This is a genomic window from Pseudomonas sp. Pso3, from assembly GCF_055393275.1.
On sequence record NZ_AP043687.1, the window covers coordinates 3,880,497 to 3,899,231 of the forward strand.

The window sequence follows — 18,735 nt, forward strand, 5'->3', positions numbered from 1 at the left end:
ACCCGCGACGCCTTGAAACGAAAAAGCCCCGGTCCGCCGGGGCTTTTCATGTCAGCGCCTGGATAGGCGCTCAGAGGATATTGGCGTAGTCCGCCTCGATCCGATCCAGACTCAGGTGGTTGAGGAAGTTGGAGAAGCACATCCAGGCCGCCAGGGCGTTGAGGTCCTGGAATTGCGCCGGCAGGTACTTGGGCGGTACCACCACGCCTTCGTCCACCAGCTGACGCAGGATGCGCATGTCTTCCAGGGTAGTCTTGCCGCAGAACAGCAACGGGATCTGCTCCAGCTTGCCCTTGCGCACCGCCAGCTGGATGTAGTTGTAGATCAGGATGAAGCCCTTCAGATAGGACAGGTCCTTGGTGAAGGGCAGCCCCGTCGGCGTCGAGCCGCGAAACACCCGGCTGGCGTTCTGGTAGCCCGATTCCAAGTCGTAGCCCTGCTCCTGGAAGAAGCGGAAGACCTCGAGGAAATCGGCGCCGTCCTCGGCCAGGTGGATGGCGCGGGTGCGATTGGTCAGCTTGCGCAGCCGGGTCGGATAGGAGGCGAAGGCGATCACCTCCATGAGGATCGCCAGGCCTTCCTGGGTCACGGTGGACGACGGCGGGCCCTTGGCCAGAAAGGTGCAGATCGGCTGGTTCTGGCCATTGAGGGTAGTGCCGACGTGTACCAGGCCTTCATGGACCTCCAGGGCGCGGACGTCGCGCTCGTTGAACAGGGCGTCGGCGCGCACCTTGATGTAGTCGGCGCCGGCCGCGGCGTCGGCGACGATGCCGTCGGATTCGAACACCCGGATGGTGCCTTCCGTCTCGCCGAACACCCGGTTGAGCCGCGCCTGCAGGATGGGCACGGCGTCCTTGGCGGTCAGGGTCTTGGGTTCGTCTTCCAGGGCGCCGCGATGGGCGATGTTGTCCAAGTAGCTGGACATCATCATGCCCAGGTCGGCCAGGGTCGGATCGCCGGCGTGGAAGGCATCCGAGGCCGCGCCATAGAGCTCCTGGGAGATCAGGCCGAAATCCGGGGTGCCGCGCGCCTGCAGCATGCGGATCACCATGCGGTATTCGCGGCACATGCGCCTCATGATCTGGCCGACCGGATTGAACTGGCCGAGCTGGCGGGTGACCTCGCGCTCGATGCTCTGGAATTCGCCCTTGAGCGCATCGCCGTCGAAGCCCAGCGGCCGCCCCTCGTAGAAGGCGCGATCCACCGCCGGCAGGCGCTTGCCCTTGCCCTCCAGGAAGCCCTGGCGCACCCCGTCGTCCCACTTCACCGCATCGAGGATGCGGATCGGCGCCTGGGCCGCGACGATGCGGTCGGACAGCTGGCGAATGGTCTGGTGATAGGGATCGAGAAAGGGCTGGCGGGCATTCATGACGGCGACCGGGCGACGGGCAAGGCTTCAAGGATGGCCGCTGCCGCGTCTTTTGCCTAGGTTGCGCGACATCCGACCTGCCGAGTCGCCCTATTTGGCGAACAGCTGGCTCATGTCCTTGAAGGCCTTGAACTCCAGGGCATTGCCGCAGGGGTCGAAGAGAAACATGGTGGCCTGCTCACCGACCTGGCCCTGGAAGCGGATATAGGGCTCGATGACGAACTGCGTCTCACGTGCCCGCAGACGGTCGGCCAGGGCTTCCCATTCGTCCCAGCCCAGCACGATGCCGAAGTGCGGCACCGGCACGTTGTGACCGTCCACGGCGTTGGTATGGGCCTCTTCCTGGGACGCGGTCTTGGGGTGCTCATGGATCACCAGCTGGTGGCCATAGAAGTCGAAGTCGACCCAGTGGTCGCTGGAGCGACCCTCGGCGAGGCCGAAGACGTCGCCGTAGAAATGCCGGGCGGCGGCCAGGTCGTAGACGGGAATGGCGAGGTGAAAGGGCGACAGGGCCATGGGGGGAAATCCTGTTGAGGGGGATGCAGCCATTCTCACCCCAGGTTTTCCTGTGCATGAAGCGCATTTTCCTGCCTCCGAGCGACAAAAATTTTGTTGCTCGGCAGCCAGGCTCGCTACAGTGACCGCCCCGGACTGCAGGCCACTCCCATGCTTCGCGAATTCAAGACCCTGCTCGCCGTGGCCCGCCATGGCAGCTTTGCCGCGGCCGGGCTGCACGTGGGCCTGACGCCCTCGGCGGTGAGCGCCCAGATCCGCAACCTGGAGCAGCACCTGGGCGTGCAGCTGTTCGACCGCAATGGCCGCAGCGCCCTGCTCAATGCCGCCGGGCGTCGCGCCCTGCCGCTGGCCGAGGAAATGCTCGCCACCTATGCGCGCATGGCCGGCGCCGGCGAGGAGATCCAGGGCGAGTTGCGCATCGGCGCCATCGCCAGCGTCCAGACCGGCCTGCTGCCCGGCACCCTGGTGCGCCTGCGCCAGCAGGCGCCGCGCCTGGAGCCGCGGCTGGTGCCCGGCGTCTCGCTGGCCCTGCTCAGCCAGGTGGATGCCGGCGAACTGGATCTGGCCATCCTCATCCGCCCGCCCTTCGAACTGCCCAAGGAACTGCACGCCGCCACCCTGCTGCAGGAACCCTTCGTGCTCATCGCCCCGCCGGACCTGCCCGGCGACGATCCGCGCCTGCTGCTGGAGACCCAGCCCTTCATCCGCTACGACCGCCACTCCTTTGGCGGCCGGCGAGTCAGCGCCTTTCTGCGCGAGCAGCGCCTGGCGGTGCGCCAGGTGCTCGAACTCGACGAACTCGATGCCATCGTCAAGATGGTCGAGCACGGCCTGGGCGTGGCCCTGGTGCCCTGCGCCGGCCTCTGGCTGGAGCATCCGCGGGTGCGCCGGCTGTCCCTGGGCGCCCTTACCTTCCACCGTGAATTGCAGGTCATCGCCCGCCACGCGGGGCGTGACCTGCCAGCCGTGGCACTGTTTCGCCGCTGCCTGACCGAAGCCGTGTCAGAGCCTGATTAAAGTCTCGCGAGCTAGAGACAAACAAGGCCTGGGCGGCCCCGCGAAAATAGCTGAGGAAGCGGATCGGACCCGCGCTCGGGTTTACGAGTGGTAAATGAGCATTCCGACGGGGCTGGCCTTCCAGGCTATTTTCAATGCAGTTTGGCCGACGCGCAGCAGATTTTGATCAGGCTCTTAGAACAGCTGCACCAGCAGCCAGTACAGTGAAGCGGACAGCGCCATGGCCACCGGCAGGGTGAGCACCCAGGCCAGCAGCAGATTGCGCACCGTCGCCCACTGCAGTCCGGAACCGTTGGCGGCCATGGTCCCGGCCACCCCGGACGAGAGCACATGGGTGGTGGAGACCGGCAGGCCGAAGGCGTCCGCCGCGCCGATGGTGCCCATGGCCACCAGCTCCGCCGAGGCGCCCTGGGCATAGGTCAGGTGGGTCTTGCCGATACGCTCGCCAACCGTGATGACGATGCGCCGCCAGCCGACCAGGGTGCCCAGGCCCAGGGCGATGGCCACCGCCACCTTGACCCACAGCGGGATGAAACGGGTGGCCTGGTCGATCTGCCGCTTGAATTCCCGGAGATCCTCCTGCGCCTTGGGCGCCAGCCCCGGCAGGTGCTCCTTTTCCAGCAGGCGGATGGATTCCGAAGCCAGGTACATGGCGTTGCGCACGTTGGGCATGCTTTGCGCCGGGACGTTGTTGAGGGCACCGTACTGGCGCACCTCGCGGGCGATGTCGTCGGTGATGGCCGCGAGCGCAGGCAGCACCTCGGGATTGCTCTGTCGCTTGCGCACGAACTCCAGCAGCACCCCATGGGGATCGGCCGGCGCGGCCTGGGGCGCCGCCTGGCGCAGTCCGCTGGCGGTTACCTCGGCGACGGCGGCGAAAGCCGGCGTCGCGGTGGCGGGTACCGCTCGATTGAGCGCATAGGCGGTCGGCAGGGCACCGACCAGGATCAGCATGATCAGCCCCATGCCCTTCTGGCCATCGTTGGAGCCGTGGGCGAAGGACACCCCGGTGCAGGTCAGGATCAGCAGGCCGCGGATCCACGGCGGCGGCGGCTCGGCGCTTTTCGGCTCCTGGTAGAGCGTCTGGTCGCGCACGATCCGCTTGAGCAGCACCAGCAGCAGCGCCGCGCAGACGAAGCCGATCAGCGGCGAGAACAGCAGCGCATAGCCGACCTTGGCCACCTGGCCCCAGTCCACCCCGCTGCTGCCATCCAGGCCGCCCAACCAGGCGTGCATCAGGCCGACGCCGATGATGGAGCCGATCAGGGTATGGGACGAGGACGCCGGCAAGCCCAGCCACCAGGTGCCGAGATTCCAGATGATGGCGGCGATCAGCAGGGCGAAGATCATGGCGAAGCCCTTGCCCGCGCCCATCTCAACCACCAGGTCCACCGGCAACAGGGCGATGACGCTGAAGGCCACCGCGCCGCTGGAGAACAGCACCCCGAGGAAGTTGCAGAAGCCGGACCAGAGCACCGCCGGATTGGGCGGCAGCGAGTGGGTGTAGATGACCGTGGCCACGGCGTTGGCGGTGTCGTGGAAGCCGTTGACGAATTCGAAGCCGAGGGCGATCACCAGTGCCAGCGCCAGCCCGGCAAAGGGCAACCAGGTGGTGGGCGGGGACTGGGTATCGCTGACGTCGTTGTGGATACCGCCGAGGGTCACCGCCAGACCGGTCAGCAGCAGCACGATGAACAGCACGATCCGCAGCGGGCCGGGTTTGCGTGAACTGTGCAGGGGATGGGACAGCGGCGACAGGGAAGCGGCTGGACTGGACGAAGGCATTGGGGCGAACTCCGACACGGGATCCACCCACCCTGCGCCGCCGGCATGACGTTTTTACGTCAGCCAGGTGGCCAGACGACGGATGACCGCCGCGGGCTTTTTTTTCAACAGAGACCCGGCCTGCTAGGCTGGGGGCTTTGCCCGAGGATCGCGTCGATGCCCCCGAGCTGGCTGCTCTGCCCTGCCCTGCTGCTGTCCCTCGCCGCTGGCGCCCTGGCCGCCGCGGAGCCTTCACCGCGCAGCTGCGCCCAGGAAATCGGGCGACAGCCGGCCCAGGCCTTGGCCACCCGCTGCCGGGCGCTCTCCCCCGCCACCCATCCGCCGTGCAACGCCGCCAACAGCTGCGCCCTGATGCAGGACGAGATCGCCCGCAGCTGCGCCCTGTTCGGCGATGGCGAAGCGGCCAGGGAGCCGGGTTGCGGTCCGCTGCCCAGCAGCGCCGAGGCGGCGGCGGCCGTGGTCCAACGCTACTACCGGGCACTGGATGCCCGGGACTACGGCACCGCCTGGCAGCAGTGGGGCCTGGACGGCCAGCCTGGCAACAGCTACGAGAAATTCCGCCAGGGCTATGCCAGGACCCGCAGCGTGCAGGTGACCCTCGGCCAACCGGGCCCGGTCGAGGGGGCGGCCGGTTCGAGCCATGTCAGCGTCCCGGTGACGGTCAGGGCGCGCCTGGTCGACGGCACCCGCCAGACCTTCAGCGGCCGCTATCAACTACGTCGGGTCAACGACGTCGACGGCGCCTCGGCCGAGCAGCGCCGCTGGCACCTGGAAGGTGCGCAGCTGAAGGCCGAGCGCTAGTCCGGTCCGATCTGCCGCAGCTGCGAGAGGCGACTACGCGTCCGTGACATGTCGGCGATGTCGCTGTCGGCCAGGGTTTCGTCGAGGGGCGCGGCGCTGACCAGGAACAGCGCCAGGCGCCGGTCGTAGAGCACATCCACCAGATTGATGAACCGCTGCCGGGCGGCGGGACTGGCGTCGCGCAGCGGCGGCACGGCGTCCAGCAGCCAGCGCTGCCAGCTTTCGCTCAGGGTCAGGTAGTCGAGGACCGCGGTGGGGCCTTCGCAGAGATCGGCGAAGCTGAAGTGCAGCAGCCCGTCCGCGGCGCTGACGGCAGGCAGGCTGCGATGCCCCACTGGCACCTCGATCCTGGACTGCGCCAGCGGCGGCAACCCCAGCGCCTGGCGCTGCGCCGGGGTGCCCGGCCAGAGATAGGCGCCGACGCCGAAGGGATCGGGCTCGGCGGGACTGGCGCCGCGATAGTCCTGGGGACCGGCCACCGAGAGGATGTCCATGCGCGTCTCGATCAGCCGGATCGCCGGCAGGAAGCGCTCGTGGTAGAGGGGATTGGGCAGCAACCCCTCGGGCGGATCGTTGGAGGTGGTGATCAGCACCACGCCGCGGCTGAACAAGGCCTTGAACAGCCGGGTGATGAGCATGGCGTCGCCGATGTCATGCACATGGAACTCATCGAAGCAGAGCAGTCGGCAACCGTCGAGCAGTTCGTCCAGGCTGGCGGCCAGGGCATCACCGCCGGGCGGCTGGCGAAACATCCGCTCGTGCAGTTCGCGAAAGAAGGCATGGAAGTGCACCTGGCGCTTCTCGGCGAATGGCAGGGCGGCAAAGAAGCCGTCGAGCAGAAAGCTCTTGCCACGGCCTACCGGCCCCCAGAGATAGAGACTGCGTGGCGCCTGGCGGCGGAACAGCCGCGGACGCAGCAGCTCGTCGGCGAGCTGGGCGAAACGGTCGATGGCGGCCTGTTGCGCGGCATCCAGGGTGTAGCCACGGGCTTGGGCGAGCTGAGCGAAGTGTGCCAGCACCTGCTGGGCGGGCGAAGGAGACGTCATGCAGGCGGCCAGCCGAGAAAGATAGGGCGCTAATGAAGCTACAGCCGTCGCTGCCGGTCAAGACCGGCAGCGACGGTGCACTCAGGCCGCGGCGATGAACAGGCAGAGGCAGCAGAACATGCCGCCGGCCCAGACCAGCGAGCGGCGGGTGGCATGATCGCGGATATACAGCCAGGTGTAGGCGATACGGCTGAGCAGGAAGAGGAAGGCCCAGAAGTTGATGGTGCCCTGCTCGGCGCCACCGGTGACGTGGGCGACGATCACCGCGGCGGCGAACAGCGGATTGATCTCGAAGGCGTTCTGCTGGGCGGCGTTGGCCCGGGCCCGGGCCCCTTCCAGCTTGCCGAGAAAGCTGCGCGGATCCCGGTTGTCCTCGGGCGTGAAGCCGCTGCCCTTGAACTTGGCATAGTAGGCCGCGCCATAGGGCACGAGGTAGACGAGGAAGATGCACCAGTAGGCGAAGGTCATGTCGGCGTCCCTGGAAGTGTGAGGGTTCGCCTATCTGACCCGCCCGACCGGGAAAAATCCACTCCGCTTTAGGCTGGCGTGCGGCTATGGGTCCAGCGCGCCATGAGTGCGGTGGCCACCGCGCAGAGTGCCAATACCGCGCACATGGGCACCACGGTGCCATTGTGCAGCGCGCCCACGCTGCTGGAGGCCAGCGCCGCGAGGATGAATTGCAGACTGCCCATCAGCGCCGAGGCACTGCCGGCATTGGCGCCCTGCCCGGCCAGGGCGCAGGCCGAGGCGTTGGGCACGATGCCGCCGAGCAGGGCGATGGCGCAGAACAGCGGGATCATCAGCACCGGCAGCGCCTTGGGCTGGAAGGCGCCCACCAGCAGCAGGACCAGTCCCGCCGCGGCATAGGCGACCACCGCGCGGCGCAGCCAGAAGGCCGGTCCCTGGCGGACCACCAAGCGGGCATTGAGCTGCCCGAGCAGGATGAAGCCGGCGGCGTTGAGGCCGAATACCCAGCCGTAGTGCTCGGGCGCGACGCCATAGAGCTCGATCAGCACGAAGGGCGAACCGGAGATGTAGGCGAACATCCCGGCCATGGCGATGCCGCCGGTCAGGGTATGGCCGATGAAGGTGCGATCGCGCAGCAGCCGCAGGTAGTTGCGCAGGGCACCCCGCAGCGGCGGCCGCGGATGGTGCGCCGGCAGGGATTCGGGCAGCCACAGCGCCACCGCGGTGCCGCAGGCGGCGGCGAACAGCGCCAGACTGACGAAGATCGCCTGCCAGCCAAAGGTGCTCAGCAGCAGACTGCCGGCGAAGGGCGCGATGATGGGCGCGATGCCGGTCACCAGCATGATCTGCGAAAAGGCCCGCGCCGCGGCCATCGGCTCGCAGAGATCCCGTACCACGGCCCGCGCGATCACCATGCCGGCGCAGCCGCCCAGGGCCTGGACGAAACGCGCGGCGATCAGCCAGGGCAGGCTGGGCGCCAGGGCGCAGCCCAGCGACGCCAGGCAGAACAGGCCGATGCCGATCAGCAGCGGCAGGCGGCGGCCGAAGCGGTCCGCCAGGGGGCCATAGAACAGCTGGCCGCTGGCGAGACCGGCGAAATACACCGCCAGACTCAGCTGCACGTGTTCGATATCGGTGGCGAACGACCGGGCCAGCGACGGGAAGCTGGGCAGGTACATGTCGATGGCGAAGGGGGCGAAGGCCGAGAGGGCCCCGAGAATCAACAATAAGCGAAAGGTCATGAAGCCTGATCCGATGGAAGCGGAAGTGTCACGCAGTTACATACAATCATGTTTGTAAAAGCGGCGAGGCGCGCTAGACTGCGTGGCAGACCCACTGCCAGTCAGATCGCCCATGCGTCGTACGAAAGAAGAAGCCGAACAGACCCGCCAAGCCATTCTCGATGCGGCGGAAGCCCTGTTCTTGACCAATGGCGTGGCGCGTACCAGCTTGGAAATGATCGCCCGCGAATGCGGCGTCACCCGGGGTGCAGTGTACTGGCATTTCCAGAACAAGGCCCACCTGTTCCACGAAATGCTTAGCCAGATAAGGATCCCGGCCGACGAACTGACCGAGCGCCTGCGCGTCGACGGCGAGGAAGACAGCCTGCAACGGCTGTTCAAGCTGTGCATCGAAGGCATGACGAAATTCACCCAGCCCGGCCGGGAGCAGCGGGTGATGACCATCATGCTGCACCGCTGCGAATTCACCGAGGAGCTGCGCGAGGCCGAGGAGCGCGATCTGCAGTTCCTGCGGCAGTTCATCCGCATCACCGACGCCCTCTTCACCGCCCAGGCGCATCGCCTGCAGCCGGGCGTGACACCGCAGTTGGCCAGCCGGATGCTGCACAGCCTGTTTCTCGGCACCCTCTCGGACCTGCTGCGCGACGAACAGACCTTCGCCCCGCTGCTGGCCGCCGATCAGGTGTTCACCACCTTCTTCCGCGCCATCGTGCGCGACTGGGTTCAGTCGCCGACGGTATAGCCCGCCTGCTCGATGGCCACGCGAAAGGGCGCAGCCACCTCGGCGCTGTCGATGCGCACCTCGCCCGCCTGCAGATCCACCTCCACCCGGGCGCGATTGTCCACCTTGAGGACCGCGGCCTCGATGGCGCTCACGCAGTGGGCGCAACTCATTCCGATCACCTTGATGACATGCATGGTCTGCTCCTGTCTGTCTTGACCTCTTTCTCCTGACGCCAGCGCCAGGACCGGGTTCCAGTGTTGACCTTGACCCGAGGTCAAGGTCAACACTGTTATCAGGAGGTGCCCATGCACGAATTCGAACTCTCCATCAGCGGCATGACCTGCGCGGCCTGCGCCGGTCGGGTCGAGCGCGCCCTGCAGAAGGTCCCGGCGGTCAGCGCGGCCGGCGTCAACCTGGCCAGCGAAAAGGCCCGCGTCAGCGCACCGGGTGACGCGGCGCCGGCGCTGGCCGAAGCCGTCACCGCCGCCGGCTACCGGGTGGCCGAGGCCGAGCATGACCTGGCGCTGTCCGGCATGAGCTGCGCCAACTGCGCCGGGCGGATCGAAAAGGCCCTGCGTGCGGTGCCCGGAGTGTTGGCCGCCGAGGTCAACCTGGCCAGCGAAAAAGCGCGGGTCAGGACCCTGGCCGCGGTCGACACCCACACCCTGATCGCCGCGGTGGAAGGCGCCGGCTACGGCGCCCAGGATCGCCGCGCCGAAGACGAGCGTTCAGCCCCGGCGCGGCAGGGGGTGCCCTGGGAGCATTTCGAATTGACCCTGGCGCTGCTGCTGACCGCACCGCTGATCCTGCCCATGCTGCTGGCGCCCTTCGGCTGGCACCTGATGCCGCCCGCCTGGCTGCAATTCCTGCTGGCGACGCCGGTGCAGTTCATCGTCGGCGCGCGCTTCTATCGCGGTGCCTGGCATGCCCTGCGCGCCCGCAGCGGCAACATGGATGTGCTGGTCGCCCTGGGCACCAGCGCCGCCTATGGCCTGAGCCTCTATCTCTGGCTGGTCAAGGACAGCCCCCATCTCTATTTCGAGACGGCGGCCATGGTCATCGCCCTGGTGCGCCTGGGCAAATACCTGGAGACCCGTGCCAAGCGCCGCACCGGCGCGGCCCTGCGCGCCCTGGAAGCCCTGCGCCCGGAAAGCGCCCGGCGCCTGGATGCGGCCGGCCAGGAAGAAGAGGTCGCCCTGAATCGCCTGCGCCTGGGCGATCGCCTGCAGCTGCGCCCGGGCGAGCGCATCCCCGCCGACGGCCGCATCCTGCAGGGCGAAAGCCAGGTGGACGAAGCCCTGCTCACCGGCGAAAGCCGCCCGGTCGCCAAGGGCCCCGGTGACGAGGTGGTGGGGGGCGCCATCAACGGCGAGGGCAATCTGCAGATCGAGGTCATCGCCCTGGGTGGCGAGACGGTGCTGGCCGGCATCATCCGCCTGGTGGAAGACGCCCAGGCCACCAAGGCGCCCATCCAGCAGCTGGTGGATCGGATCAGCCGGGTGTTCGTGCCGGTGGTGGTGAGCCTGGCCCTGGTCACCCTGCTCGGCTGGCTGCTGAGCGGCCACGCCCTGGAGTCCAGTCTGCTCGCCGCGGTGGCAGTCTTGGTCATCGCCTGCCCCTGTGCCCTGGGACTGGCCACCCCCGCCGCCCTCATGGCCGGTACCGGGGTGGCGGCGCGTCACGGCATTCTGATCAAGGACGCCGAGACCCTGGAGCGTGCCCAGGGCATCACTACCGTGGTCTTCGACAAGACCGGCACCCTGACCGCCGGCCAGTTGCGCCTCTGCCAGCTGGCCACGGCTCCCGGCATCGAGGAAGCCGACTTGCTGAGTCTGGCCGGTAGCCTGCAACGCGGCAGCGAGCACCCTCTGGCCGCCGCCGTGCTGCTGGCCTGTCGCGAGCGCGGCCTGGACACCCCACCGGCCCAAGACGTCCGCGCCCTCCCCGGCCGTGGCCTGCAAGGCCACTGGCAGACCCGCCCGCTGCTGCTGGGCAATGCCCGGTTGCTGGCCGAACAGGGGTCGGACGCCGGCGGCCTAGCCGAGACCGCTCGCGCCTGGGAAGACCAGGGGCTGACCCTGTCCTGGCTGCTGGAAGGCGGCAGCCAGCCGCGGGTGCTGGGGCTGCTGGCCTTTGGCGATGCGCTGCGCCCGGGTGCTGCCGCGGCCATTGCCCAGCTGCGCCGCGACGGCATCGACAGCTGGCTGCTGACCGGTGACAACCGTGGCAGCGCCCGCCAGGTGGCCGCGGCCCTGGGCATCACCCAGTGGGAGGCCGAGGTGCTGCCCGCCGACAAGGCCGCCCTGGTGGCCCGGCTGCAGGCGACCCGGGGCGGCGTGGCCATGGTCGGTGACGGCCTCAACGACGCCCCGGCGCTGGCCGCCGCGGAGCTGGGCATCGCCATGGGCTCGGGCACCGCCGCCGCGCGCCACGCGGCTGGCATCACCCTCTTGCAGGAGGACCCGCGCCAGGTCGTCGCGGCGCTGGACATCGCCCGCCGTACCCAGCGCAAGATCCGCCAGAATCTGTTCTGGGCCTTCATCTACAATGTCATCGGCCTGCCGCTGGCCGCCCTGGGTCTGCTCGACCCGGTCTATGCCGGCGCCGCCATGGCCTTTTCCAGCGCCAGTGTCCTGGCCAATGCCCTGCTGCTCGGCCGCTGGCGCCCGTCCGGAGACCTCCCCTCATGAACATCGGTCAGGCCGCCAAGGCCAGCGGGCTCACCGCCAAGATGCTGCGCTACTACGAGCGGATCGGCCTGCTGGCCCCCGCCGGACGGACTGACAGCGGCTATCGCCAGTACGGCGCCGAAGACCTGCGGGTGCTGGCCTTCGTCCGCCGCTCGCGGGAGCTGGGCTTCAGTCTGGAAGAGATCCGCCAGTTGCTCAGCCTCTGGCAGGACCGGCAACGCGCCAGTGCCGACGTCAAGGCGCTGGCCAAGCGGCACATCGCCGAGCTGGATCTGAAGATCGCCGAACTGACCCGCCTGCGCAGCACCCTCGGCGAGCTGGTCTCCTGCTGCCATGGCGACGCCAGCCCCGAGTGTCCGATCCTCGATACCCTCGGCGGCTGACGCAACCGCCGAGGGCTCGCGGGGTCCATCTTTCTATCTCCCCGCTGCCGAGGTCGAGTCCATGCATACCCTGCACCACTACCAGATCAGTTACCGCTTCAACGGCGAACCCCTCACTCACGAGCTGGAGAGCTTCGAGCCGGTCACCGAAGAGGAAGCCGTACTGCAGCTGCTGATCAAGCACGTCGAGGAACCCCAGGTAGTGGTCGATGCGCCCTGGGAACGCCATGCTCAGCCGAGCATCGCCCGGCGCGCCCAGGAAGCCGGGCTGAGCGACATCGAGGTCAGCCAGCGGGACTGACGGCCGGCCCGGGCGGGTAGCTTTGCGCTATAATTCCGCGCTTTTGCCCCCTTCGCCGGAGACCTTCATGACCCTGCCTCGCCTGCGCCTCAAAGCCAATGCCGACCGCCGTCTGCGCGCCGGGCACCTCTGGGTGTACAGCAACGAGGTGGACGTCGTCGCCACCCCGCTGACCGCCTTCGAGCCGGGCGATCAGGCCATCCTGGAAACCACCAGCGGCAAGCCGCTGGGCCTGGTGGCGCTGTCGCCCAACAACCTGATCTGCGCCCGCCTGTTCTCCCGCGACACCGGCTACCTGCTGGACAAGTCGCTGCTGGTGCACCGCTTCAAGGTCGCCCTGAGCCTGCGCGAGCGGCTGTTCGGCAGCCACTGCTATCGCCTGGTCTATGGCGATTCGGATTTCCTGCCGGGTCTGGTGGTGGATCGCTTCAACGACATCCTGGTGGTGCAGATCGCCTCGGCGACCATGGAGCGCCAGCGCGACGCCATCCTGGCCGCCCTGCTGCAGGTGTTCAAGCCTCACGGCGTGCTGTGGAAGAACGACGGCAGCGCCCGCGCGGCCGAGGGCCTTTCCAGCTACGTGGAAGTGGCCTATGGCGAGGTCCCCGACTGGGTGGCGCTGGAAGAGAACGGCGTGCGCTTCGAGGCGCCGGTGCGCGAAGGCCAGAAGACCGGCTGGTTCTATGACCACCGCCTGAATCGGGCGCGCCTGGCGCCCTATGTCGAAGGCAAGCGCGTGCTCGACCTGTTCAGCTACATCGGCGGCTGGGGCGTGCAGGCCGCGGCCTTTGGCGCCAGCGAGGTCATGTGCGTGGATGCCTCGGGCTTCGCCCTCGACGGCGTGGAGCGCAATGCCACCCTCAACGGCCTGGCGGAAAGGCTGGTCTGCGTCGAAGGCGATGTCTTCGAGGCACTCAAGGAACTCAAGGCCGGCGAAGAGAAATTCGATGTCATCGTGGCCGACCCGCCGGCCTTCATCAAGAAGCGTAAGGACCTGAAGAACGGTGAGGCCGCCTATCGCCGCCTCAACGAACAGGCCATGCGGCTGCTGAACAAGGACGGCATCCTGGTCAGTGCCTCCTGTTCCATGCACCTGCCCGAAGACGACCTGCAGAACATCCTGCTCGGCAGCGCCCGCCATCTGGACCGCAACCTGCAGATCCTCGAACGCGGTGCCCAGGGCCCGGATCACCCGGTACACCCGGCGATCCCGGAGACCCGCTACATCAAGAGCCTCACCTGCCGGCTGCTGCCCAGCTAAGGCGCCAGGCAAAAAGAAAGCCGGACCAGGTCCGGCTTTTTCTTGCGTGTTCGACTGTCAGCTCAAGGCACGAATCAACTCGTCCTTCTTCATCCGCGAACGCCCACGAATGTCCTGTTCGGCGGCCTTCTTCACCAGTTCGTCGCGGGTCATGTCGCTGAGCGAGGTGCTGCCGCTGCGCGAACGCCGTGCCGAGGCCCGCCCGCTGTTGGGCGACTGGCCCTGCTTGGTGGCCACCGCCCGCCGTGCGGAGTCCTTGCGATCCGCGCGCTTGGCAGTACCGCTCTTGCTCTTGCCGGAGCCCGCCTTTTCACCACCGCCGGACTGCTTGTTCACCGTCGCCCAGGCCCGCGCTTCGGCTTCCTCTTTGGAGACGCCCTTTTTCTCGTAGCTCTCCTCGATGTGCTCGGCCTTGCGTTCCTGTTTGTCGCTGTACTTGGACTTGTCGCCGCGGGGCATGGCAGTCTCCTGGCTAGTCTTCCGCCTTGATGGTGGCCACATCGGCTGCCTTCACCCGTACATGACGACCCGCCACGTCGGTGAATTCATAGAAGCCATCGGCCGTCTTGGTGTTGGGACGATCTTCGGCGATGTACTGGGTACCGTCCTGCAGGGTCACCACCGTCTCGGTGGAACAGGCCGTCAGCCCCAGCAGGGTCAGAGCCAGCAATCCACCGCTTAGCAGGCGCTTCATGGCGCGTCCGGCGAGACGCGATGGATGGACACATCATGCAGCGCCACCAGCGCCTGACCGGACTCGATATCGGCCAGGTGGAAGCGCTCGTCGTTGATCGCATCCAGGTGCCGGCAGGCCAGTTCGCGGACCACGTCGGTGATGGGTACGTCGAGATTGCTGATACGGTCGGTATAGCTTTCGCCCAGCAACTTGTAGTGGATTTCGTATTGGCTATCGGTGTCGTCACGCATGAGAGGTCTCCGCGAAAAGGCTGCCCGACTCGGGTTATTTCTATAGAGCCCGGGCAACCAGAGCGGTTCTTTTCCGCCCGTCAGACGCCGCCGAACGGTCGTCTGTCAAGTACCGCGAACCCGCTCTAGCGCAAGAGTTCAACGCCCTGCACGCATCTGCTGCAACAGGGTGCTGCACTGGGCGCCCTGCTCGTTGCTCGGCGCCACCAGTGCCAGCAGACCGGCGGCCGGCGCCGCAAAGGTAGCGAGCAGTGCCGCCGCCGCGCCGCGGGCCGCCAGCGGCAGGGCCTTGACCCCCGGCGCGGGACTTTTCAGGGTACCGCGCACATAGAGCGGCGACCGCAGCGAGAAGATGCGCAGGCCCTTGCTGTGGGGATCGACGGTGAGATCCAGTCGTTCGCTCGCCAGGTTGATGGTGCCGGTGATGTTGATCAGGGCGTTCTCGGTGTCGAGCACGAAGACCTGAGGCTGCACCAGGCCCTTCTTGAAGTCGAGATCGGCGACCGCGCAGTTGATCTCCACCTCGTCATCGCCGAACAGCCGATCGACCAGATAGTTGCCGACGTTGAGTCCGGCTAGCTCCATCAGGCTGCGGCTGATGCGGCCGTCGTTCATCAGGAGCTTGAGTTCGCCGTTGCTGGTGCCGAGCAACGCCGCCACCGAGTTGCCAGTGCCACTCAGGGTGGCATCGCCATTGAGTTCGCCCATGCTGCGCTTCATGGTCTCCACGGTGGGGAACAGCTGGTTCAACTTGACCCGGCGCACATGCAGATCGACCCGCCCCAGCAGGGGCGTCTTGTCGCCTTCCAGGCGCACCGTGGTGTTCAGATCGCCCCCGGCCACGCCGAAACGCAGGGGGTCGAGCAGCAGCACGCCATCGGTCAGGCGCACGTGGGTGTTGAGATCGGTGATCGGCAGCTGCGCGTTCTGCACGATGCGCTTGCCGGTGAAACGCACGTCCGCATCCATGGCGCGCCAGCGCTCGGTGCGGAATTCGGAGACCGGCAGGGCCTTGTCCGCCGGCTGCTTGCTGGTTTCGCCCTTGGCCGCCTGCTGTTCCTTGGTATCGGCGCCGATCAGCGGCGCCAGGTCCTCGAACAGCAGCTGATCGGAGCGCAGGGTGCCACTGAGCTTGGGCCGTGGCTTGCCGCCGGTGAACAGCACCTCGCCGTGCAGGTCGCTCTTGCCGACCCGGCCATTGAAGTCTTCGTAGCTGAAGCGCGCGCCCGCCGGATCGTTGAGCTTGACCGTGAGATGGCCATCGGTGGCATAGGGCGCCGTCTCCGGCAGGGTGACCCCGGTCAGCGGATAGAGCTGCGCCAGGCTCTTGCCCTCCAGCACCAGGTGCAGATCCAGGGCACCCAGGCGCCGCGGATCGGTCAGGGTGCCAAAGACCTGGGCGCGGGTCTCGCCGGCACGGGCATCGAGCTGGATGGGAAAAGGCACATCGGCGTCCTGCAGCGCCAGCAGTCCGCCGATCTGGCCACGGCCACTGACCGGCACCTGCTTGTAGCTGCCTTCCACCGCCAGGGCGAACTGGAAGGGCTGGGTCTGCTTGACGTGGGAGCGCTGGCGCGAGGTGCCCTGCTTGCCCACCAGGTCGGCATAGGCGATGGGGGCGTCCAGGGAGGTGATCCGCGCGCGCAGCCGAGTGGCGGTCTGGGCATCGTCGAAGCCGACCTGGCCGGCGTCGAAGCCGATGGTGCCGATGTCCACGGTCCAGGCCGAGGGTTCGGCCTTGGGGTCCTTCTCGGCGGTCTCGAAGGTCCAGCTGTTGCGGCCATCGGCCAGCCGCTGGGCATTGACCACCGGCCCCGTGAGATCGATGCGCGGGATATAGATCTGCTTGGCCAAGAGCGCCAGCGGCGAGATCCGCAGCTGAACCCGGTCGAGGTGAACGAAGGTCTTTTCCTTGGCCCAGTCCGGATTGCCCAGGGTCAGGTCTTCGGCGGCGATGTGGGGCCAGGGAATCCAGGCGCGCCAGCCGCCCTGATCCGGCTCGCGGTGCCAGACCACGCCCAGGTTGCCCTCGATGGCGAAGGGGCGGTGCAAGGCGCTCGACACCTGCTCGTTTATGGTCGGCTTGAGCCGATTCCAGTCGAAGGTGGCGAGCACCACCACCAGCACTACGAGCAGCAGCAGGATGATTCCCAGCAGCCAGGCGAGGATCTTGCGTGGGCGCGTCATGGCCGCCTCCTTGGATTTCCGTTCCCTCTTGGGTCTGCTCAGCGCAGCGGGGTTCCCTGGATAGACATCATGTATTGCGCTGACGCAGTGCCAGCAGCGCCACCGCCACGCCGATCAGGGTCAGCAGCAGCAGGCTGCCGCGCAGGCCCACCTGCCCCGCCACGGCGCCGATCAGCGGCGGACCGAGCAGAAAGCCGAGATAGCCGGCCGTGGCGGTCATGGCGATGCCAGCAGCCGGTGTCTCGGCCACCTGGCCGGCGGCGCTGAAGGCCGCCGGTACCACATTGGACAGGCCCAGGCCGACCAGGGCGAAGCCGAGGATCGCGGTCCCGGGCGCCGGCAGGAGGACCGCCAGGGCCAGTCCCAGGGTCGCCAGCAGGGCGCCGCCTCCGATCACCCGAGGACCGCCGAAGCGGCCGCGGATGCCGTCGCCGAACAGCCGGCCCACCAGCATGGTCAGCGAAAAGGCCGCATAGCCCAGGGTGGCCACCACCGGACTTGCCCCGCCCACCTGGCCCAGGTACACGGCGCTCCAGTCGGTCATGGCGCCTTCCAGCATCAGGCAGCCCAGCGCGATCAGCCCCAGTGCCAGCACTCGCCGATCCGGCAGGCGCAGGGCATGACTGACCGGACTGCGATCGCCTTCGTCCAGGGCCAGGGCGGCGGGCAAGGCCAGCACCAGCGCCACCAGGGCGGCGGCCAGCAGTACCGCCAGCGCCGAGGCGCCCAGGTGCAGCACCAGGGCCCCCAGGCCGGCGCCGAGAAAGCCGCCCAGGCTGAAGGCGGCATGAAAGGACGACATTAGCGGACCATTCCAGCGGCTTTCGACATCGCTGGCATGGGCGTTCATGGCCACGTCGATCAATCCGTTGCACGCGCCGAGCAATAGCGCGCAGGGCAGCAGCCAGCCCAGCGACGGCGCCACCCCGGGCCCGCTCAGCACTAGCACGAAGGTCAGGATGCTCAGGCGGGTCAGGCGGCCGGTCCCTCCCAGGCGCGGCACCAGCACCCCGGCGAAGGGCATGGTCAGCAGGGCGCCGAGGGCGACCGCCAACAGCACCAGACTCAGCTGGCCGTCGCCCAGCAGCAGATCGCGCTTGAGTTCGGGAATGGCCGCCGCCCAGCCGCCGATCCCGCAGCCGTTGGCGAGAAAGACGGTAAAGGTGGCGCGACGCTGGCGACGCAAAACGGCGGAAGTCATGGCGATCCTTTGAGCGGGCTAGCGGTCGCTGGCCAGCGAATGCAGTTGCAGGCCGGCGTCACGATAGGGTTGCAGACGCTCCTCGCTCAGCCCCGGTTCCAGCACCAGGTGGTTCAGCTGATCGAGGCGGAGCACGTGATAGAAGGCCACGCTGTCGAGCTTTTCGGCGGTCACCGCGGCGGCGACCTGACCGCTCTGCTCGGCCACGGCCACCTTGAATTCGGCTTCTTCCAGGTCGAAGCCGGTCACCCCGGTTTCCACCGCCAGGGCGCAGGTCCCGAGAAAGGCCAGATCGGCGCGCACGCCGCGCAGATCGCGCAGCGCCCGGGCGCCCAGGCAGGCGCCCGATTCCGGCGCGGCCAGGCCGCCGATCATCAGCACCCGGATGCCCGGGCGCTGCAGCAGCGCCGCGGCGATCACCGGCGCATTGGTGGCCACGGTCAGGTCGAGATCCGTGGGCAGCGCCTGGGCGATGGCCAGATTGGTCGAGCCGGCATCCAGCAACAGCAGTTGCCCGCGCTGCACCAGCCTGGCCGCGGCCAGGCCCAGCGCCTGCTTGGCCGCCTCGTCCTGGCCGATACGCGCCGGCAGCGCCTCCGGTGGCGTCAGCAGCGAGAGCGCCCCGCCATACACCCGGCGGCACAGCCCCTGGCGGGCCAGCTCACGCAGGTCGCGACGCACGCTGTCTTCGGAAATGCCCCAGGTCGCGGCCAATTCGGCGGACAGGACCCGGCCCTGTTCGCGCAGCAGGGCCAGGATCGCGGCCTGGCGTTCTTCGGGAAGGTGAATGGCAGTCATGGCTGATACTCCAGGAAGAT

The 18,735-nt window shown here is 67.9% G+C and carries 20 protein-coding genes; 7 read left to right on the forward strand and 13 right to left on the reverse strand.

Going from position 1 to position 18,735, the window contains the following annotated elements:
• Positions 1 to 70: 70 nt before the first annotated feature.
• Both ACZ5R1_RS18240 and ACZ5R1_RS18245 read right to left on the reverse strand, forming a co-directional pair.
• The gene (locus tag ACZ5R1_RS18240; protein WP_007162583.1) at positions 71 to 1,369 is read right to left on the reverse strand and encodes a flavohemoglobin expression-modulating QEGLA motif protein; all 1,299 of its coding nucleotides are present in this window, start codon (positions 1,367 to 1,369) and stop codon (positions 71 to 73) included.
• A 90-nt stretch (positions 1,370 to 1,459) separates the two neighbouring features.
• On the reverse strand, positions 1,460 to 1,885 hold the full coding sequence (locus ACZ5R1_RS18245) for a VOC family protein (protein WP_027599066.1): 426 nt from the start codon (positions 1,883 to 1,885) through the stop codon (positions 1,460 to 1,462).
• A 150-nt stretch (positions 1,886 to 2,035) separates the two neighbouring features.
• On the opposite strand from ACZ5R1_RS18245, the gene ACZ5R1_RS18250 reads away from it, so the two are divergent.
• A complete protein-coding gene (locus tag ACZ5R1_RS18250; protein ID WP_115945811.1) occupies positions 2,036 to 2,902 on the forward strand; it encodes a LysR family transcriptional regulator in 867 nt (288 codons plus the stop codon).
• Positions 2,903 to 3,076: 174 nt separating this feature from the next.
• On the opposite strand, the gene ACZ5R1_RS18255 is transcribed toward ACZ5R1_RS18250, so the two are convergent.
• Entirely contained in the window at positions 3,077 to 4,687 is a 1,611-nt protein-coding gene (locus ACZ5R1_RS18255; RefSeq protein ID WP_115945810.1) for an inorganic phosphate transporter, read from the reverse strand.
• A gap of 156 nt (positions 4,688 to 4,843) precedes the next feature.
• On the opposite strand from ACZ5R1_RS18255, the gene ACZ5R1_RS18260 reads away from it, so the two are divergent.
• Positions 4,844 to 5,488, forward strand: a complete 645-nt coding sequence (locus ACZ5R1_RS18260) for a hypothetical protein (RefSeq protein WP_115945809.1) — start codon at positions 4,844 to 4,846, stop codon at positions 5,486 to 5,488.
• Here the strand turns inward: ACZ5R1_RS18260 and zapE are convergent.
• From zapE to ACZ5R1_RS18275, 3 genes are all read right to left on the reverse strand, one after another.
• Entirely contained in the window at positions 5,485 to 6,534 is a 1,050-nt protein-coding gene (zapE, locus tag ACZ5R1_RS18265) for a cell division protein ZapE (protein WP_464712636.1), read from the reverse strand. The genes ACZ5R1_RS18260 and zapE overlap by 4 nt on opposite strands.
• A gap of 81 nt (positions 6,535 to 6,615) precedes the next feature.
• On the reverse strand, positions 6,616 to 7,002 hold the full coding sequence (locus ACZ5R1_RS18270; RefSeq protein WP_007162589.1) for an MAPEG family protein: 387 nt from the start codon (positions 7,000 to 7,002) through the stop codon (positions 6,616 to 6,618).
• 68 nt (positions 7,003 to 7,070) lie between these two features.
• Complete coding sequence (locus tag ACZ5R1_RS18275; RefSeq protein WP_058790086.1) at positions 7,071 to 8,243, reverse strand: multidrug effflux MFS transporter; 1,173 nt, start codon at positions 8,241 to 8,243, stop codon at positions 7,071 to 7,073.
• 112 nt (positions 8,244 to 8,355) lie between these two features.
• Between ACZ5R1_RS18275 and ACZ5R1_RS18280 the strand changes: the two genes are divergently transcribed.
• Positions 8,356 to 8,985 (forward strand): TetR family transcriptional regulator, encoded by a 630-nt coding sequence (locus ACZ5R1_RS18280; protein ID WP_027599073.1) that lies wholly within the window; start codon positions 8,356 to 8,358, stop codon positions 8,983 to 8,985.
• Here the strand turns inward: ACZ5R1_RS18280 and ACZ5R1_RS18285 are convergent.
• Entirely contained in the window at positions 8,967 to 9,161 is a 195-nt protein-coding gene (locus ACZ5R1_RS18285; protein ID WP_115945807.1) for a cation transporter, read from the reverse strand. The two genes, ACZ5R1_RS18280 and ACZ5R1_RS18285, sit on opposite strands and share 19 nt — an antisense overlap.
• 111 nt (positions 9,162 to 9,272) lie before the next feature.
• On the opposite strand from ACZ5R1_RS18285, the gene ACZ5R1_RS18290 reads away from it, so the two are divergent.
• The 4 genes from ACZ5R1_RS18290 to ACZ5R1_RS18305 all read left to right on the forward strand — a co-directional run bounded on the left by ACZ5R1_RS18290 (position 9,273) and on the right by ACZ5R1_RS18305 (position 13,602).
• Positions 9,273 to 11,657 (forward strand): heavy metal translocating P-type ATPase, encoded by a 2,385-nt coding sequence (locus ACZ5R1_RS18290; protein WP_115945806.1) that lies wholly within the window; start codon positions 9,273 to 9,275, stop codon positions 11,655 to 11,657.
• A complete protein-coding gene (cueR, locus tag ACZ5R1_RS18295; protein WP_007162594.1) occupies positions 11,654 to 12,040 on the forward strand; it encodes a Cu(I)-responsive transcriptional regulator in 387 nt (128 codons plus the stop codon). The genes ACZ5R1_RS18290 and cueR overlap by 4 nt, the downstream gene beginning before the upstream one ends.
• 61 nt (positions 12,041 to 12,101) lie before the next feature.
• On the forward strand, positions 12,102 to 12,341 hold the full coding sequence (locus ACZ5R1_RS18300; RefSeq protein ID WP_027599076.1) for a hypothetical protein: 240 nt from the start codon (positions 12,102 to 12,104) through the stop codon (positions 12,339 to 12,341).
• A 67-nt stretch (positions 12,342 to 12,408) separates the two neighbouring features.
• Positions 12,409 to 13,602 carry a class I SAM-dependent rRNA methyltransferase gene (locus ACZ5R1_RS18305; protein WP_007162596.1) on the forward strand — a complete coding sequence of 398 codons (1,194 nt, stop codon included), beginning with the start codon at positions 12,409 to 12,411 and terminating at the stop codon, positions 13,600 to 13,602.
• Positions 13,603 to 13,659: 57 nt separating this feature from the next.
• On the opposite strand, the gene ACZ5R1_RS18310 is transcribed toward ACZ5R1_RS18305, so the two are convergent.
• The 6 genes from ACZ5R1_RS18310 to ACZ5R1_RS18335 form a co-directional block, all read right to left on the reverse strand.
• On the reverse strand, positions 13,660 to 14,061 hold the full coding sequence (locus tag ACZ5R1_RS18310; RefSeq protein ID WP_027601347.1) for a Rho termination factor N-terminal domain-containing protein: 402 nt from the start codon (positions 14,059 to 14,061) through the stop codon (positions 13,660 to 13,662).
• A gap of 13 nt (positions 14,062 to 14,074) precedes the next feature.
• On the reverse strand, positions 14,075 to 14,296 hold the full coding sequence (locus ACZ5R1_RS18315; protein ID WP_464712637.1) for a YgdI/YgdR family lipoprotein: 222 nt from the start codon (positions 14,294 to 14,296) through the stop codon (positions 14,075 to 14,077).
• Complete coding sequence (locus ACZ5R1_RS18320) at positions 14,293 to 14,529, reverse strand: hypothetical protein (RefSeq protein WP_115945805.1); 237 nt, start codon at positions 14,527 to 14,529, stop codon at positions 14,293 to 14,295. The genes ACZ5R1_RS18315 and ACZ5R1_RS18320 overlap by 4 nt, the downstream gene beginning before the upstream one ends.
• A 138-nt stretch (positions 14,530 to 14,667) precedes the next feature.
• Entirely contained in the window at positions 14,668 to 16,716 is a 2,049-nt protein-coding gene (locus ACZ5R1_RS18325) for an AsmA family protein (protein ID WP_115945804.1), read from the reverse strand.
• 67 nt (positions 16,717 to 16,783) lie between these two features.
• Positions 16,784 to 17,917 (reverse strand): MFS transporter, encoded by a 1,134-nt coding sequence (locus tag ACZ5R1_RS18330; protein WP_464712638.1) that lies wholly within the window; start codon positions 17,915 to 17,917, stop codon positions 16,784 to 16,786.
• 18 nt (positions 17,918 to 17,935) lie between these two features.
• Positions 17,936 to 18,715: a DeoR/GlpR family DNA-binding transcription regulator gene (locus tag ACZ5R1_RS18335; protein WP_115945802.1), complete on the reverse strand. Its 780-nt coding sequence runs from the start codon at positions 18,713 to 18,715 to the stop codon at positions 17,936 to 17,938.
• Between the last annotated feature and the right edge of the window lie 20 nt (positions 18,716 to 18,735).